Source organism: Halococcus agarilyticus, assembly GCF_000334895.1.
Lineage (GTDB): Archaea > Halobacteriota > Halobacteria > Halobacteriales > Halococcaceae > Halococcus > Halococcus agarilyticus.
In genome coordinates, this window is record NZ_BAFM01000021.1 from 31819 (window position 1) to 47230 (window position 15412).

Here is a 15412-nt window from a genome sequence, read left to right on the forward strand (position 1 = left end):
GATGCACCGGGATAGTTCTACGGGGGTCCGCGACCGCAGCACAGTTGTCCGTGCCCCGCGAAGCGGCGTTTCGAGAGCATGGGTTCCCGCGAGCCGATCGATGTCGCCGACCGAACGCATACCGTCGTCACGCGCACGTCGAGCAGTTCGGACGACGTGGTGACGAACTGGATCGAGGTCGAAAACTCGGTCGTCGAACTCGTGATGCAGTACGGCACGGCGGTACATCTGTCTATCGACGGGCCGATGCTCGAAGAGCACAGCCCCGAGACGCTCGCTACCGTTCGTCGACTCGCTCGCCTTCGAAAGGACGAACAACTCCTGACACACGGGAATCTCGCCGAGTATCGCGCCTCGTTGCCGGACGAATCACAGCTCGTCCGCGAGTGTCTGACTGTCGATCACGAAACGGACGCCGGACCCGGTTCGTGGCGAGTGTTCGGCATCCACGAACTCGCCGTCGTTCGCGAGGACGCCTGGCTTTATCACTCCGTTCCACATCACAGGCGCAACCGAGACGTCAACGCGGTGGTCGACGGGCTCGTCGACGAACTGAACGAAATGCTCGATACGATGTTCGGTTCCGGATCGTTCCCCGTCGGTCCACTCCTCTCGTGGGAAACAGACGGCCGACGGTACGAGATCGAATCGGACCATCTGCGCGTCGACACCCCGACGTGGCAGGAGTGGGCCGCGTTTACGCTGAGTGGACTCACCGACGTCTATCCCGAACCGGAACGACTCGAACTCGTCTGTCGATGGGGTGGGACGCCCAAAACAGACTCGGTGGTGCTCCGTGGGCTTGGACACGTGTTCGACCGACTCACCGCCGATCCGCCGACGCGCATCGGCGTTCCCGACCGCGAGACGCTCGACGAGGTCGTCGCGGCGCTCGGGACAGTCGCCGAAAAGCTCGACTACGACCTCACGATTCACGACTGAGAACCGTGACGGAATCTCCAACTGCAATCGCCAGGCGCGCTGGCGTTGCCCTGGCTCCCGCTACTTGATCGCGGACAGCACGACGTGCTCGGCCCCCGTCCGGCGTGTCTCGATCCGATCGAACTCCGAGAGGTGGTTCCGGAGATCGAGGTCGCGATGGTGGACCGTCGTGAGTTCGCCGCCCCGCGCGAGAACGTCGGCGATGCCGGCGAACAGCTCGGCAAGCACGCCGTCGCTGGCGTGGGTCGGCGGGTTACAGAGAACTCGATCGAACGTCCGGTCGGCGACGCCCGCGGTGCAGTCGGCCGTCACCACGATGGCGTCCACACCCGACGCCCGCAAACTCCGCTCCGCACACGCCGTCGCGACGCGATCGTCGTCGGTGAGCCAGACCTCACAGTCCGCGGCCAGGCCCGCGTACGCGCCGATCGCGCCGTAGCCACAGCAGGGGTCGAGGACGCGCTCGCCGTCCTCGACGGTCGCGGTTTCGAGGAGCAGGCGCGTCCCGTCGTCGAGTGCGGTCGGCGAGAACAGTCCCGGCACGGTGACGAGTTCGAGCGTCGCGCCATCGATCTCCGGCCGGATCGTTCGCGGGGAGACGTACGTCGGCGGGTCGAACGAGTCGGGACGGGTCGCCACGAGGAGCCGCCAGTCCCCGCGCGTGGCGCGTCGCTCGACCCCGGCCGCCATCTCGTCGAGGTGGGTCTCGTAGCGCGCGAGCCCGGTCCGCGGCGCGGCCGCGAGGAAGAGTTCGTCGCCAGGCCCCAGCACGGAGAGTGCGTCCGCGATGCGCTGGGTGCCGACCGCGAGCGGCGTGTAGGGTTTCGGCGCGTAGGCGACCGTCTCGAACGTCCCGCCGAGAGTGGTGAGGTCCGCGACGGTCGAGATTTCGACGTCGGCGTCGTTCCGCCGCGCGTTTCGCTCACAGAGCCGCGCCGCACGGGCGCTCGATTCGGTCAGGTGAGCACTCGAAGCGCGCGCGGCGAGAACGGTGCCGACGACGCCGTAGTTCGCTTCCGGAACGAGGAGTCGACCGGGGTCGGCGTCCCAGAGCGACTCCACGAGCAGGAGTTCGGCGGTTCGGAACGAGCGCTCCGAGCAGACGCCGTCCGCGGTGGCGAAGCGATACTCCGGACGAGCCCCCGATACTCGTGATTCGAGGGCTAGCTCGTCGGTTGAGCGGTTCATCGGCAGCGTCCCTCGATCGGTACCGGCGCGTGACGGCGACGGTCTTCGGCGGGGCGTTCGGAGGATCGGCGGTGCTGTGGGTCGTGACGCGGTCGCGTCGACGGTGATGGCATTGACGTGGGGTGGGGTCGTGACGATCGGCGAGCGGGACAGCCCACGCCCTGCGCTCTCGGCGAGAGTCCGTGGAAAACGGTTCGCGCGTGGCTCCACGCAGGACGCGAACCAGGTGCCGATCAGCGTGACCGCCCGACAGGGACTCCGACCGATCGCGTTCCGGTCGGTCCGTCGGGCCGCCCACAGCCGGCGAGCCGGTCGATCCGTCCGCACGCGCGGCGACCGCGCGATCTCAGCGGAACGGCGTCGACCGAGAGCGCTTTTTCACTACACGCGGTCTTCCGTCACCAGCGCGCAAAAACGTTGTCCCGCGTCGGCGGGGTCCGTCGTCGGCGAGACCACCGACGCCGCCGAGCCCGATTCCGCCTACTCGTCGACGATCGACGCGAGCTCGTCGATCGGGATGATCTCCATGGTCTGCATGTCGAGCCCGTAGTTCTCGACGACGAACGCGGCCTTGAACAGCTCGTCCCGACTGGGGGCGTCGAACAGGAGCAGGAAGTCGTACTCGCCGAGAACCGCGTAGCTGTCCGTGAGCTCGATGTCGTACTCCCGGAGATCGTGGTCGACGTCGCCCCAGACCGAGGCGAGTTTCTGGGCGTTCTGGGGCGGGTTGCGGATCTTCACCATGGAAACGTAGTTTGCCATATATCTCTGGAAGCGACGCGAGAAGATGAACATATCGTCGCCAGATACCCGCTATGCGGCGAGAACGGACAGAGTTACGCGAGCTGTGGCGTTTCGAGACGAGCCACCGAAAGACATCCGGTAGTGCGGCGACGAGTGGGGGTCGTATGTCGTGGGACACGATCGACCTCGACCGCGAAGACGGCGTGACGACCATCACCGTCGACCGACCCGACCGACTGAACGCACTCAACACGGAGACGCTCGAAGCGCTCGAAGACGCGCTGGCGGAGGCCGAAGACGCCCGCGCGCTCGTCCTCACGGGAGCGGGCGACGATGCGTTCGTCGCCGGCGCGGACATCGCGTACATGGCGGAGCTCTCGGTCGCGGAGGCGCAGGCCTACGCCGAGCTCGGCCACCGGGTGACCGACGCGATCGAGGCGTTCCCGGCCCCGGTGATCGCCGCCGTCAACGGGTACGCCTTCGGCGGCGGCTGTGAGCTCGCCCTCGCCTGTGACCTCCGGGTGGCTTCCGAGCGTGCCGTCCTCGGCCAGACCGAGATCGACCTCGGGATCGTCCCCGGCTGGGGCGGCACGCAGCGCCTCTCGCGACTGGTCGGCGACGAGCTCGCGCGCCGGCTGGTCTTCTTCGGCGAGCGCGTCGACGCCCAGGACGCCCACCAGCACGGGCTCGTCGGCGAGGTCGTGGCGCACGACGAACTCGACGATCACGTCGGGGAGATGGCCGCCGAACTCGCCGCGAAGCCGAAGCACGCGCTCCAGGCCGCGAAGGAGGCCCTGAATCAGGTCCACGAGTCGCCGCAGTCCGTCGGCCTGACCTACGAGCGCCGGGCGTGGAGCGGGCTCTTTGGAACCGACGACCAGCGCGAGGGGATGCGCGCGTTCGTCGAGGACCGCGAGCCGGAGTTCGAGTAACGGCGGCCGAACGGCGTTTCGACTTCATTCGAGCGCTTTTGACGCTGGCGGTAGCGGGGCGGGCCTGGCGGATGAAGGGCGAGACGCGCGAGCGAAGTGAGCGCGCGTCGAGGGCTTCGGCAGTGTTTGGCGGTCGCGGGAAGCGTAGCATCCGCGCGAGCACAGCGAGCGTGGTTCGCCGCGAACGAGCGCAGCGAGTGAGCGGGTGTTTTTAGTCCAGGTTTTTGCGAGGAGAGGTGCCCGCAGCGCGCCGGAGGCGCGCGAGGACACCCGACGAAGTAAAAAAGTGGCTAGTCGTCCTGGGGAACGATGTCGGCACCTGGTGCGACGGTATCGGCAACCGTCTCCTCGACCTGCGTGTAGACGAACACGAGGCCGATCGCCGCGAGCGCGGCCCCGAACGCGAAGGGGTAGACGAACCCGAACCCGACGAGGAAGCCGGAGGCGAGCGGGCCGATGGCGACCCCGAGCCCGAACGCCATCGTGAGGATCGAGAGCTGTGTGCCGGACTGGCCCTTGCCGGCGAGGTCGCCTGCGAGCGCGAGCGCCGGCGCGAACACCATCGCCACCGCCACGCCCTGGCCGAGCCGGACGGCGATCATCAGGAGGGGTTCGGTCACGAGACCCTGGACGAACGTGGTAGGGACGAGCAGGACGAACCCGGCGACGAGGAAGGGACGGCGGCCGTAGCGGTCGCTCGCCTGACCGATCGGGACCTGGAGGACGACGTTCGCGATGACCACGGCGGCGAACTCGACCGAAAAGAGGAACGGTCCCTGATCGAGTCGGCTGTTGATGAGTTCTTGCAGGGTCGCGAAGAGGCCGATGCCGATGGCCATGAACAGCGTAGCGAGGCCGAGGGTGAACACCGGATCGAGGAGATGTTCGCCGGTCGGATCACGGATCGCCACCGAGAGATCTTCGCCAGCGGCGGCCTCGGTCTCCGGCGGGTCCGAAACCAGCAGCGTCACCAGCGCGAAACTCACCGCCGCACCGAGAACGGCGACGGCGAACGCGGCCTCGAAGCCGGAGACCGTCGTGCCGAACAGCTGGTAGCTGACGACGCTCGTCCCGGACAGTCCGCCCGTGATGAGGACGCCGGCGACGATCGGCCCGAGGCCGAAGCCGAGCAGCCGGAAGGTGTTGAACACGCCGAAGTTCTCGCCCCGGTCGACCGAGGTCGCGAGCTCGTTCACCAGCGCGACCGTCGCCGGGATGGTGAGCGCCGCGCCGAGTCCCTGGAGCATTCGGAAGGCGACGACCGCGTAGTAGTTGTCGACGAACGCGTAGGCGGCGCTCGCGACCCCAAGCAGCGCGAGCCCGCCGAGGATGAACGGCCGGCGTCGACCGGTTCGATCCGACAGCCGACCTGTAAAGGGCTGGCCGAGACTGTTGAGGAAGCCGAACAGCGAGAGCACGATCCCGATGAGGAGCTCCTCCGACACCGCGATGCCGCCCACCTCGACCCCGATCAGGCCCTCGATCGGGATCTGTCCGCTGGCGATGTACAGCGGCAGCACGACGATGAGAAAGGAGTTGGCGATCGAGTCGGCCATCCGAGCGAGCGCGAGCACGAGCACCCGGCGGTCGGTGCCGAGGAACGTGGCACGAAACCACTCCCGCAGCCGTCGAAAAACCATCTACCCGCTTCACGCCTTGCGCACCTATCACGGTTTCCTTCGCGGCACGGAACCCGCGCGACTTAAACCGCTGAGGCACCAACCGCGAGCGACCGCGCTCAGCGCGTGATTCCATCATGGCAGACGACGACTACGCCGATCTCTTCGAGGAGATCACCGGCGAGACGGGCACCACCGAGTCCCAGGAACAGTCAGAGGTCATCGACGTCACCGACGCCGAGGACCGGGGCCTCCCGACGACCGACGTCGAGTGTCCCGAGTGTGACAACGACCAGGCGTACTGGTACATGCAGCAGATCCGGTCGGCCGACGAGTCCGAAACCCGCTTTTTCGTCTGTACCGACTGTGAGCACAGCTGGCGCGAGGACGATCACTAGAAGCACCCACCTTTTTACTTCGAGGCATCGCGCTCGCTGCGCTCGCACTCAACCCCTCGCAAAAGTCTGGACCAAAAACCTCCGCTCGCTCGGCCTTCGGCCCCGCTCGCGATAGAACTGTTGGCGCTCTCCGCACAGCACCACCGAAGCCCTCAGCGCGCGCTCCCTGCGGTCGCTCGCGCGCTTCGCCCTTCATCCGCCAGGAGAGCAACGCTCTCCTGAGCCTCGGCTCACTTCGTTCGCCGAGACGCCAGGCCCGCGCCGCCACCACACCGCTACCGCACCAGTACCGCGGGCCTTCAAGAGCGCTCGGCGCGTACAGCCACCACCGATGCCGTCGGTCCCCGACGAACGCCTCGCGGAGGGCGGGTGGGAACTCGCCGAGGAGACCACCGAGACGCTGTTCCAACTCGCCGCCGTCCGGGTCGAGGGCCACACGCTCGTCTACGAGGACGGCGACCGGCGCGCAGCGATCGAGGCGGCGAGCGACGGTGATCTCGGCGGACCGTGGCGATTTTTCTTCGCTACCCGACTCGCCTTCCATCCGCCGCTCGCGCCAGGCGTCGGGCCCGCGATGATCCGCTCGACGGTGACCGCCGAGGCGCGCCGCGCGTTCGTCGCCGACCTCGAAGCCCGCGGCTTCCACTCCATCGACCGCCGCCGCACCGAACGGATGCGCACCGACGGCGGCAAGCGCGCCCGACTCACGAACTACACCGCCCGCTACGCCGTCACATCGAGCGCTCACGACAGCGAAATCGCGATCGAGGCGTGGCTGGCCGTCTGGATTCGCGATGGAACCTTCCGGATCGCCGGCGGAGCCTACCCCACGAGAGGGTTCGACGAACTGCTCGCGGCGCTCGGCGTCGAGCACGAGATCGACCCGACCACCGACCGCGAGGAGCTGCTCGAACTGCTGCGGGCCGTCGAATAGCCCGCCAACCTGTGCATCTCCGTGCGCCGTCAGAACGTCGACAGCGCCTCGCGGACCGCCGCCGTGAGCGCACCGTCGGCACTGATCTGAACGGGGGCGTCGAGCCGCCGACCGAGGCGGCCAGGCTGCGCTTCCGCGCCGAGAACGGCCACGACCCGCCCGCGCACCCGCACCACGAGGGTGAGGTCGGCCGCCGCGAGCACCCGCGCCGCGCCCGGCAGCACGCCGCGCACGCGCCGAATCAGCGTCGCTCCGACCGCGACCGCGGGCACCGTGACGTGGATCCGGTTGGCCGCGGCCTCGACCGTGACCTCGTGGCCGTCGATCGACGCCGCGAGGTCGGCCTGTACGTCGAGCGGCGCGAGGTCCTCGTCGGCGATCGCCGCGAGCGCGCGCGAAGCGTCCACGGCTACGGCTCGCGCGTCGTGATCCGGAGCGTCCCGTCGACGTGCCAGTGGGCGTGTTCCGCGTCCTCGCCGGCCTTCGAGGGGACCGCGACCTCCATCTCCTCGAACTCGTAGGTGATCTCCGCGCCGCGGCCGGTCAGCCGGTCGTACAGCCCGATCGCAAGTTCGGGCCACGTCGTCGTCTCGTCGAGCCGCTCCTCGGGTTCGGATTCGCTCATGTTTCGTTCTCACATGGAACGTAGTGGGCTTATACCCCGAGGTCACCGAAGAACTGGCCGGTTAGTGCCGCCCGAAAACGAGATATCCCGTATGACCCACGCCGGCGGTCGAGGGACGGGTGCCGCGCTCGTCGAAGTCCATCTCGCGCTGGATCGTCTCGTAGGTCTCGACCGCCAGCCCGGCCTCGCGGGCACTCTCGACGACCGCGCGGGAATCCTCGACGAACGGCGAGTAGACCGCGAGATAGCCCCCCTGTACCAGGAGGTCGGGCGCGTGCTCGACCACCGCCGGCGCGTCCTCGGTGTCGAGGGTCACGAGATCGAACCCCGAGAGGTCGTCAAGCGCGTCGCACACGTCGCCGGTGCGGACCGTGGCGCTGCCGGGCCCGGGAGCCGCCGTGACGCTGCCTTCCGTCTCCGCCCCGCCGACGCCCGCGAGCGCCATGTTCTCGCGCGCCACGTCGGCGAACTCGGAATCCTGCTCGTAGGTCACGACCGACGCGCCGGCCCGCGCGAGATACGCCGCGAGCACACCGGTTCCGGTGCCGGCGTCGAGCACTCGATCGCCGGCCGCGACGCCGGTGTGACCCATGATGAGGCCGATGTCCCGCGGCATCATCGGCGCGCCGGTGCGCTCGAAGTGGTGAAAGAGGTCGGGACCCCTGAGTTCGCGGACCCGGAACTCGGTCCCGAGGTGGGTTTCGAGGGTCTCGCCGGGTGCGACGTCCTCCGGCACGTCGAGCACGCCGAGATCGGTTTCGAGCCGGTCGCCAGGCCGGCGGAGATACTCGCGATCGTCGGTGACCAACAGAACGGCGGTCACTCCAGCCGCGAGACGGCATCCGCGAGGTCGCCGTCGGTCTCCTCCAAGGCCTCGCGCGCGTCGTCCTCGCTCGCGTCCGTCCGCTGGGCGACGATCTCGACGTCCGCTTCGGGGATGCCGTCCCCACCGCTCTCGCTGCCAGTCCCGGCGTCGCTCGCACCGTCGCCGGCCCCGAGCGGCGTCGCCTCCTCGCCGGCCGCACGCGTCTCGGGCTCGCCCGTGATGGTGTAGGTCGCCTGGCCCTGGGCGTCCATCCGCTGGACGTCCGGCTGGTCGAAGACGAGCTCCTCGTCGCCGGTGCGGATCACGATCTCCTCGGCATCGAGCTCCTCGATGTCGATGCCCATCTGTTCCATCATCTGGTTCAGCTTCCGGGGGTTCATCCCGCCGCCTCCTCCGAACATGAGGGACGGAACGGCCGCCAGCGTCTTGTCCCTTCGGGTTCGCCGTCACGGGAATCGATCTTCCGATCCGGGCGAATCGTCCGTGCGAGTCGCCCGAGTACCGCCGATTCTACGAGAGCGCTCTTTTCGAACCCATCGTTCGGCTGTATCGTCGTTGACACTCAAATGCTGCAACGGTCTCGTGGCGGACGCATATGGTAGGATGCCGGCTCCGGATGGGAAACGGACGTTCCAGCGCTCGCAGTCGCGTCGACGGACGGCAGTTCGCTCGGCCGTCGAACGAGGGCTGTCGATTCGATCGTGAACGGTGGAGCGTGGAGGACCACGAATGAGCGTCGGCCACCGCGTCGCGGGACGGTTCGCGGCCGCGTTCCGGCTGCCGCTCGATCGCGCGACCACCGCCGTCGTGGCGATGCTCGGGATCGACGTGCTGTGGTGGGTACTGACGATCGGCGGAGCTGTGCCGATGCCGGGCATGGCGTGGCTGATGGAGCAGGGCATCCCGATGACCGCGCCGGGCGCGATGGAACGCGGCGTCGCCCACGCCGGCACGGTCGACGCCGTCCTCGGCTACCTCGTGATGTGGGGCGTGATGATGTGGGCGATGATGCATCCGGCGATGCTCCGCTTCGTCCGATCGTACGCCGACGCCCACGAGGGCACCGCGTTCGCCGCAACGGCAGCGGTGACGACGTTTCTGGGGGGATACCTCGGGGTGTGGGCGCTCTCTGGCATGATCCCGCTCGCGGTCGACGCCGTGCTCCCCGGGGGAATCTACGGGTTCACGCGGGCACACACCCATCTCGCGATCGGCGGGGCGCTCGTGCTCGCCGGCGGCTACCAGCTCTCGGCGTTCAAGCAGTCGCTGTTGGATTCGTGCTGTGCGAACGTCTGCTCGCACGCGACCGGGGCCGTGGCGGCGCTCGCCGAGGGCGTGCGCCACGGCGCGCGGTGCGTGTTGATCTCCTTCGGCGTGTTCTTCCTCGTCATGCCGGTTTTCGGCGAGATGAACCCCTTCTGGATGGTCGCGTTGACGGGCGTCGTCGCGCTCGAACGCCTTCCCGAGTGGGGGCGGGAGGTCGCGGTCGGGTCGGGCGTCGTGGCGGTTCTCGCTGGACTCGTGGTCTGGCTGACTCGTCCGTCCCTCCCCGTCGCCTTCGGAATGTGACAGCTGGACCACGCCGAGCGACGACACTCCACCGGGCGACACCGTCGAAACGTTTTTTGCTCGGTGAAATCTACGGATTTATCGCAGCACCCGGACGACGCGCCGACCCGCGGCGCGGATGACGTCCCGCCGACCAGCATGGCGTTCGTGCCGATTCCGGACGGGCGTGGTCCGGGGTCTCGTGGGGGAACGGGGTTCGTCGGTTCGGCGACGGACTATCGTGGGTCCGACGCCGCGTCGACTGTGACTTCTCGCTGCGTGGCTGCTGCGCTCCATCGCTCTACAGCCGTTGCTGTCGGTCGATAGCGAACACAACCATGATTGGGGAAGACGCGTTCTGTCCGAAGACGGGTGCACCGCTCACCGAGGAACAACAGTACGACGACGCGGGCCGACCACGCCGGGTCGTCACCGCCGACGAGGAGTCGCTGGCGGCCGACGCGGCCGGCGAGCTCACCACGGGCGCGGTTCGCTCCTCGAAAGCCGCGCTGTTCAACCGGTTTCGCCGGTGCCACGAGCGTCACCACGAGACCGACGACGCACTCTATCGGAAGGCAGCGCTCGCGCTCGCGCGGCTCAAGCGCACCGCCGAGGACACCGAATCGTGGGACGTTCACGTCTGGTACGCGCTCCGAAAGCGCCTCGCTGCGGCGGGTCACGACGTCGAGTGGATGCACGCCCACGTCGAGCCACGCTGTCCGCACTGTCACAGCCGACTCCGGTACGAGGCGTACGCCGACACCGTGACCGCCCGCTGTGTGGCCGGCTGTGGCGGTCGGCCGGATCAGCTCACGGCGATCCGGGAGACGATCGCCGCGCTCTACACCCGCGCGTTCGACACCTCGATCGATCCCGACGAGTTCGTCCAGTTCTAGCGATCCATCCTCCCGGCCGACACGGCCGCCGAGGGGGACGGCGAGCCGTCGATCGGTTCGTTCTGGTGGCTTCGGGACTAGAAAAAACAAAGTTCCCGGCGGACGCGGTGGCAGTCGTCGATGGGACTCACCGAAACACCGCCGGAGGATCTCGCCGAACGCGAACTGTTCACGGAGTTCGTGGATCTGCTCGACGAGTCGGAGGGATCGCAGGAGGGGTACAGCGAGGCCCGCATTCGGGCCCGGCGCGCGGACCTGCTCGCGGAGATCGGCGAGCGACTCGAAGCGCTCGAAGCCGCGAAGGCACTCATCTGTGACGCTGGAGCCGACCCCGAGCCCCAACCAGCGCCGCGACGCGAGCCCAATCAGGAGCTGTAGTCCACACGATCGCCGTCGTAGCGGGAACGCGCCGCGGATGCCGAGCGACGACCGTCCGATCGTTCCACTGTCTCTGATTACCCTGCTGTACGATCTGGCGTCCTTTTCCCTTCGGTGGCCTATCGTTGAGCACGGAACGACGCCGGACGACGCGCCCCGCGGCGCGGATGATCCCCGGCCGGACAGCTGCCGGTCTCGATCCCCGTGGTCCGACGACGGGCCGTAGATGCACGTTCGGGATCGGCGTCGTCGAGGGAGGGGTCCGGCGTCCCGTTTCATCGCCGATGATCACGACTCTGCTTCTGGTCGCGTGGTGGTATCGACGACGAACCGCTCATGAACGCAACGGGGACGACGACGGTACGTCGTCCGTCCGATAGGACGCGTTCGTTCCGCCGTTTTCGATCGGTTCGGTGCATCTCTCAGCTACTCGAAATGGAAACGACCCACCGATACAGTCGAACGGCCGTCGATCGTCGACCCCGATCGATACCCCTTGTCGATCGGATCGATGGCGGAATCGTGCCGGAACACCGCCCGCGCCGTCGGGGGGTGGACTGAGATGGCGCGCAAGGACATGCGCCTGGTCGAGGTGATCACGCTGTCCGAGCACACCCGCGAGACGGTGCTCGACGTGCTCGACGCCAACGATCTCGACTACTCGATCTCGGATCACACGAACGACCCCGACACGTCGGCGACGATCTCGTTCCCGCTGCCGTCACACACCGTCGAACCGATCCAGAACGAACTCGCGGCGCTCGATCTCGGCGAGGACATGTACACGGTCGTGGTCGAGCCCGAGACGATCACCTCGGATCGACTGGGCGAGTCCGACGACCGTTTCGAGCAGGTCGAGGGGCTCGGCCACCAGGGGATCTCCCGGAGCGAGCTCCACTCGAAAGCGGCGGATCTCATCCCCGATCTCGTGATCTACTCGCTGATGACCGCGATCACAAAGTCTCGGTCTACCTGTTGTCTACCCACTTTGTTCGGCCAAAATCCACTCCCGTACCGCGATTTCACATACGGTCTACAAGAATAAAACCCCTACGGTCGAACCCGTCTTGTCAACCTTCAATCGTTGAACGACAGTACAGTATAATCGTTCGCTCCACACTCCGGACACGAGGAGTTACCCATTATGTGAGTGCCTGACACGGTACGACCGACCGTTAAAGTGTACCCACACTCGTCACACTCCGCTGGTCGGACAGATACCGCTCGGGTCGGGGCCATGGTACAAGGTACGGTTGTATATTATATTATACTGTCGAACTCTCTCCTCTACCGGCCGAAACCATTAGTGTCCGACCGCAGTCATGCGGTTTCGGGGGTATCTGAAAAGTTAGTGCGAATACGCGGAGCAATGTTCGACCCGTAGGGGGTGGGGGGTTCCGGTCGACAAAGTGCCCTGCGCGGGGATACTCGGTTTTCCTTCGGCTGAAACCCCTGTTATCGTATGGTAGGGAGTCTGAGCTATCGGCTCAAACACTCTCTAAGTAAACCGAGAACGGAAGGGTGCCCTCATACCCTCCGATCCGGTCCGTTGCTCTGGCATCGTGAGGGGGAGGTTTGGTTCCTGTCCCATGCCTCCCCCACCACGTGCCATATGCGCGGTTAACAAAGTTGTTGTGGCCGGAACAAGATGAAGCCGGTCGGTACTGGTTACGTTCGGCGGAACACAACCCCCGTCTCGTTGTCGGGGCCGAGTCCCGAGTATAGTTCTTCGATCCGGTAGCCGGCGTCCCGTGCGACCGACAGGGTACGGTCGAGCACAACGGTGGACAAGCGCAGGCTGATTTCATCCTCGCGGACCACAACCCTCGCGTCCGGGGCCTTCGATTGTAGTTCGTCCGCCACGTCGTTGATGTCGGTCTCGACTGGGGACGGGTCGGCCACGACCGTACCACCGTCGGCCGCGACCGGCTCGGGTGCGGTCGAAGCCGTCGGGGTCGTCTCGACCTGTTCGATATGGTCCTCCACCGCGAGCATGTGTTTGCACGACTCGCCCGCGTCGGCCCGTCGGTATCGGTAATCAGGACACCGGCAGGCTTCGGCTCCACCGGTCGACGGGTCCACGTCGACAGTATAGGTGTGGTCGGACTCGGTACCAGTACCGTGCGACCGGTTGCATACGTTGTAGTGTTCATCGTCCGCGCGGACGATATCGATATCTTCGTACTCGGCGCGACGTTCGACCTTTTCCGAACTACTAAGTTCGGACGTGTTCGATTTGGTCATGCTGGTTGGACTGCCAGCAAAACGATCCCGGCATCCTACTGCCGGGGTCGTCGGTTTTGACCCCCGAGGGGACCGTTTTGCCTTACTATAGCCTTGTATCGCCATCCACTTATAGGTATCTTATATATTCAAATAAGTAACAATGTAACTAAACCTAATACTGATATCAACAGAAAAGACGCCGACGGCGACCGGACCGCCGTGCTCGAATGGCAATAGGGAGGGGACCGCACGATCATACCGCAGGGGAGTTGCGGGCGTGCGGGCGGGGCCGACGCCCGCCATACCATACAGCCCGTTCCCTCCGTCGTTCGCGGTGCTCACTCCCACCCACCCACCTCCACGGTCGCGGGCGCTTCGCGCCGGGCTTTCGCAAGAGCGAGTGTAGGAGCGCGTAGCGGGCGCGCGACCGTTGCGGTCATACCTCGCTATGTCGAGTGGGACCCGATCACATCGGGGCTGATCGGGACCCGTCGACCCGGACGAAACCGATTCGGGGAGGACCCGGACTTATATGTCACTGAGTATTGCACTTGGGATATGGGCGAACGCGGAACGAACTACCAGATTGAATGGATGGTTGATCCGGAAGCCGAAGAGGAGTCTACAGAGGAGTTGTTAACCGAGATCCGTGAAGAGGTTAGCGAAGACATACAAGACCGGGGTCGAGTACGAAGAAACAGTATTGATCCGATGACTTTCGCATCAATCGCTATGCTTAGTATAAATAGTACTTCACTTTTGATTCAAATTTACCAATACTTGGACGGACGTGACGGTTCTACAGTGGGTATAATGAAGGTGGAGGATGGTGATAGTATCTACGCCGATAATGTGGAGAAGACAGAAATAGAAGAGATTGGTGGAACATATATCGGGAATGTGGAAGGCGATCTTAATTTATTTGAAATTTCTCCAGAACAGGCGATCGAACTTAGTGAAGAACGTGAAGAGTAGAGAAAACCAGATCGTTCGGACAGTCCGACACTGCTCGGGCCACACAAGTACAGGTCTCACCGCACCGGATCGGTGCCGGTGGGGTGACACGGTGTACCATGCGGCCACACGGGATATAGATACTACTGTATCTATGCTCGGTGCGTGGCGAACGCGAAAGGGTCGGCCGTATAGGAGTCGAGACCGTGCGACCGACGGACGCCCCACTACGGGCGTATGAATAGCAACGTCCGGACGAAACCAGCCATGCTGGTTGCGGACTGATGGGGCATCGATCCGTGAGAACCACGGAAAGGCCGACGTTCGTCCGCAACCGAACATTGGTGTGTCCGGAGGTTGCGACGTGTGCCCGCAACCAGCTAAGCTGATTGCGAACACACAAAGGGGGAGTAGGATCGTACCAGTACGTAACAGATCCGTATATTTAAACCTTTCGGTAGTTGTTTAACTTACTCGGTAGAATCTTGTAGACTGGTACGTTCCGACCGGAACGGTTACGCTCCGGCTCCGGTGTAGCGAGACCGTCCGAACTGGTTCCGTTCGATCACGACCTCACTACACCACCAGACCCTCCCACCTCAGGGGACCCAAACCGAATACGCAGAGACGCCCTTAGTGGGGCGTCTCATCGGTAGCCAAGCTCACACGGACCATTCTGATGTTTCACTAACTTAACTAATAAGGGACGATCCTACTCCCCCCCGTTCGACCATCCGTATGGATAGACGGAGCGATTTCACGCGAGACGTGACGACTCCGCCCATACCCTGCTAAGGGTCGAGGCGACCCCCGAACCCGCTTTGGAGTAGGGGGATAACTACGTCAGTTGAAGACGGGCTTACTTCTTAATTTACCTTATATCCCCAGCTATTTAAAGCTTTCGGGAGAGAGATGCTAACGCCCCTCTTGAACGTACATTCAGGATCGATCCGGCCACACTCGTAGATGTCGGCCGGTAATCGATCGGTGTCGTGGCCGACCTGTTGCGGACCGAACATATCAGTTTGCTTTGAGAGCCGTCAGATTGCTCACAGATCGTTTGTGTCAAATTGCAATGGCTACCCCTTGGGACACAACAGACTTGATTACAGGCTAATCTGGGGAGATAAAAAGAAACCCATCGCCAACTGATCTGTTTGTGGGGCGACTTGTCAACGTCGGGCGGGACGTGTTGTTTTGAT

At 65.1% G+C, this 15412-nt stretch carries 17 protein-coding genes; 9 read left to right on the forward strand and 8 right to left on the reverse strand.

What is annotated here, in order from left to right; translation table 11 throughout:
- Window positions 1-78: 78 nt before the first annotated feature.
- Window positions 79-942 carry a hypothetical protein gene (locus TX76_RS14565; RefSeq protein WP_049903395.1) on the forward strand — a complete coding sequence of 288 codons (864 nt, stop codon included), beginning with the start codon at window positions 79-81 and terminating at the stop codon, window positions 940-942.
- A gap of 60 nt (window positions 943-1002) precedes the next feature.
- Here the strand turns inward: TX76_RS14565 and TX76_RS14570 are convergent, their stop codons facing one another.
- Both TX76_RS14570 and TX76_RS14575 read right to left on the reverse strand, forming a co-directional pair.
- A complete protein-coding gene (locus TX76_RS14570; RefSeq protein WP_049903427.1) occupies window positions 1003-2130 on the reverse strand; it encodes a methyltransferase in 1128 nt (375 codons plus the stop codon).
- Between the two features lie 480 nt (window positions 2131-2610).
- Window positions 2611-2892, reverse strand: a complete 282-nt coding sequence (locus TX76_RS14575) for a GYD domain-containing protein (protein ID WP_049903429.1) — start codon at window positions 2890-2892, stop codon at window positions 2611-2613.
- Window positions 2893-3038: 146 nt separating this feature from the next.
- Between TX76_RS14575 and TX76_RS14580 the strand changes: the two genes are divergently transcribed.
- The gene (locus TX76_RS14580) at window positions 3039-3806 is read left to right on the forward strand and encodes an enoyl-CoA hydratase/isomerase family protein (RefSeq protein ID WP_049903398.1); all 768 of its coding nucleotides are present in this window, start codon (window positions 3039-3041) and stop codon (window positions 3804-3806) included.
- Between the two features lie 290 nt (window positions 3807-4096).
- Here TX76_RS14580 and TX76_RS14585 read toward each other — a convergent pair whose 3' ends face one another.
- Window positions 4097-5446: an MFS transporter gene (locus tag TX76_RS14585; RefSeq protein ID WP_049903400.1), complete on the reverse strand. Its 1350-nt coding sequence runs from the start codon at window positions 5444-5446 to the stop codon at window positions 4097-4099.
- Between the two features lie 116 nt (window positions 5447-5562).
- Between TX76_RS14585 and TX76_RS14590 the strand changes: the two genes are divergently transcribed.
- Window positions 5563-5823 carry an RPA12/RPB9/RPC11 RNA polymerase family protein gene (locus TX76_RS14590; RefSeq protein WP_049903402.1) on the forward strand — a complete coding sequence of 87 codons (261 nt, stop codon included), beginning with the start codon at window positions 5563-5565 and terminating at the stop codon, window positions 5821-5823.
- Between the two features lie 331 nt (window positions 5824-6154).
- Entirely contained in the window at window positions 6155-6757 is a 603-nt protein-coding gene (locus TX76_RS14595) for a hypothetical protein (RefSeq protein ID WP_049903404.1), read from the forward strand.
- A 29-nt stretch (window positions 6758-6786) separates the two neighbouring features.
- Here TX76_RS14595 and TX76_RS14600 read toward each other — a convergent pair whose 3' ends face one another.
- From TX76_RS14600 to TX76_RS14615, 4 genes are all read right to left on the reverse strand, one after another.
- On the reverse strand, window positions 6787-7164 hold the full coding sequence (locus TX76_RS14600; RefSeq protein ID WP_049903406.1) for a hypothetical protein: 378 nt from the start codon (window positions 7162-7164) through the stop codon (window positions 6787-6789).
- Between the two features lie 2 nt (window positions 7165-7166).
- Complete coding sequence (locus TX76_RS14605; RefSeq protein WP_049903408.1) at window positions 7167-7382, reverse strand: hypothetical protein; 216 nt, start codon at window positions 7380-7382, stop codon at window positions 7167-7169.
- Between the two features lie 61 nt (window positions 7383-7443).
- A complete protein-coding gene (locus TX76_RS14610) occupies window positions 7444-8205 on the reverse strand; it encodes a methyltransferase domain-containing protein (RefSeq protein WP_049903410.1) in 762 nt (253 codons plus the stop codon).
- Window positions 8202-8609, reverse strand: a complete 408-nt coding sequence (locus TX76_RS14615; RefSeq protein WP_049903411.1) for a nascent polypeptide-associated complex protein — start codon at window positions 8607-8609, stop codon at window positions 8202-8204. The genes TX76_RS14610 and TX76_RS14615 overlap by 4 nt, the downstream gene beginning before the upstream one ends.
- Before the next feature lie 328 nt (window positions 8610-8937).
- Here TX76_RS14615 and TX76_RS14620 point away from each other — a divergent pair, with 328 nt between their 5' ends.
- From TX76_RS14620 to TX76_RS14635, 4 genes are all read left to right on the forward strand, one after another.
- Window positions 8938-9777: a DUF2182 domain-containing protein gene (locus tag TX76_RS14620; RefSeq protein WP_049903412.1), complete on the forward strand. Its 840-nt coding sequence runs from the start codon at window positions 8938-8940 to the stop codon at window positions 9775-9777.
- 317 nt (window positions 9778-10094) lie between these two features.
- Window positions 10095-10652, forward strand: coding sequence for a hypothetical protein (locus TX76_RS14625; protein WP_049903413.1), 558 nt, complete (start codon window positions 10095-10097; stop codon window positions 10650-10652).
- 120 nt (window positions 10653-10772) lie between these two features.
- Window positions 10773-11030, forward strand: a complete 258-nt coding sequence (locus tag TX76_RS14630; RefSeq protein ID WP_049903414.1) for a hypothetical protein — start codon at window positions 10773-10775, stop codon at window positions 11028-11030.
- 562 nt (window positions 11031-11592) lie between these two features.
- Window positions 11593-12075: a hypothetical protein gene (locus tag TX76_RS14635; protein WP_228842394.1), complete on the forward strand. Its 483-nt coding sequence runs from the start codon at window positions 11593-11595 to the stop codon at window positions 12073-12075.
- A 623-nt stretch (window positions 12076-12698) separates the two neighbouring features.
- Here TX76_RS14635 and TX76_RS14640 read toward each other — a convergent pair.
- Window positions 12699-13274 (reverse strand): hypothetical protein, encoded by a 576-nt coding sequence (locus tag TX76_RS14640; protein WP_049903418.1) that lies wholly within the window; start codon window positions 13272-13274, stop codon window positions 12699-12701.
- Between the two features lie 540 nt (window positions 13275-13814).
- On the opposite strand from TX76_RS14640, the gene TX76_RS14645 reads away from it, so the two are divergent.
- Entirely contained in the window at window positions 13815-14231 is a 417-nt protein-coding gene (locus TX76_RS14645) for a hypothetical protein (protein WP_049903421.1), read from the forward strand.
- Window positions 14232-15412 lie beyond the last annotated feature (1181 nt).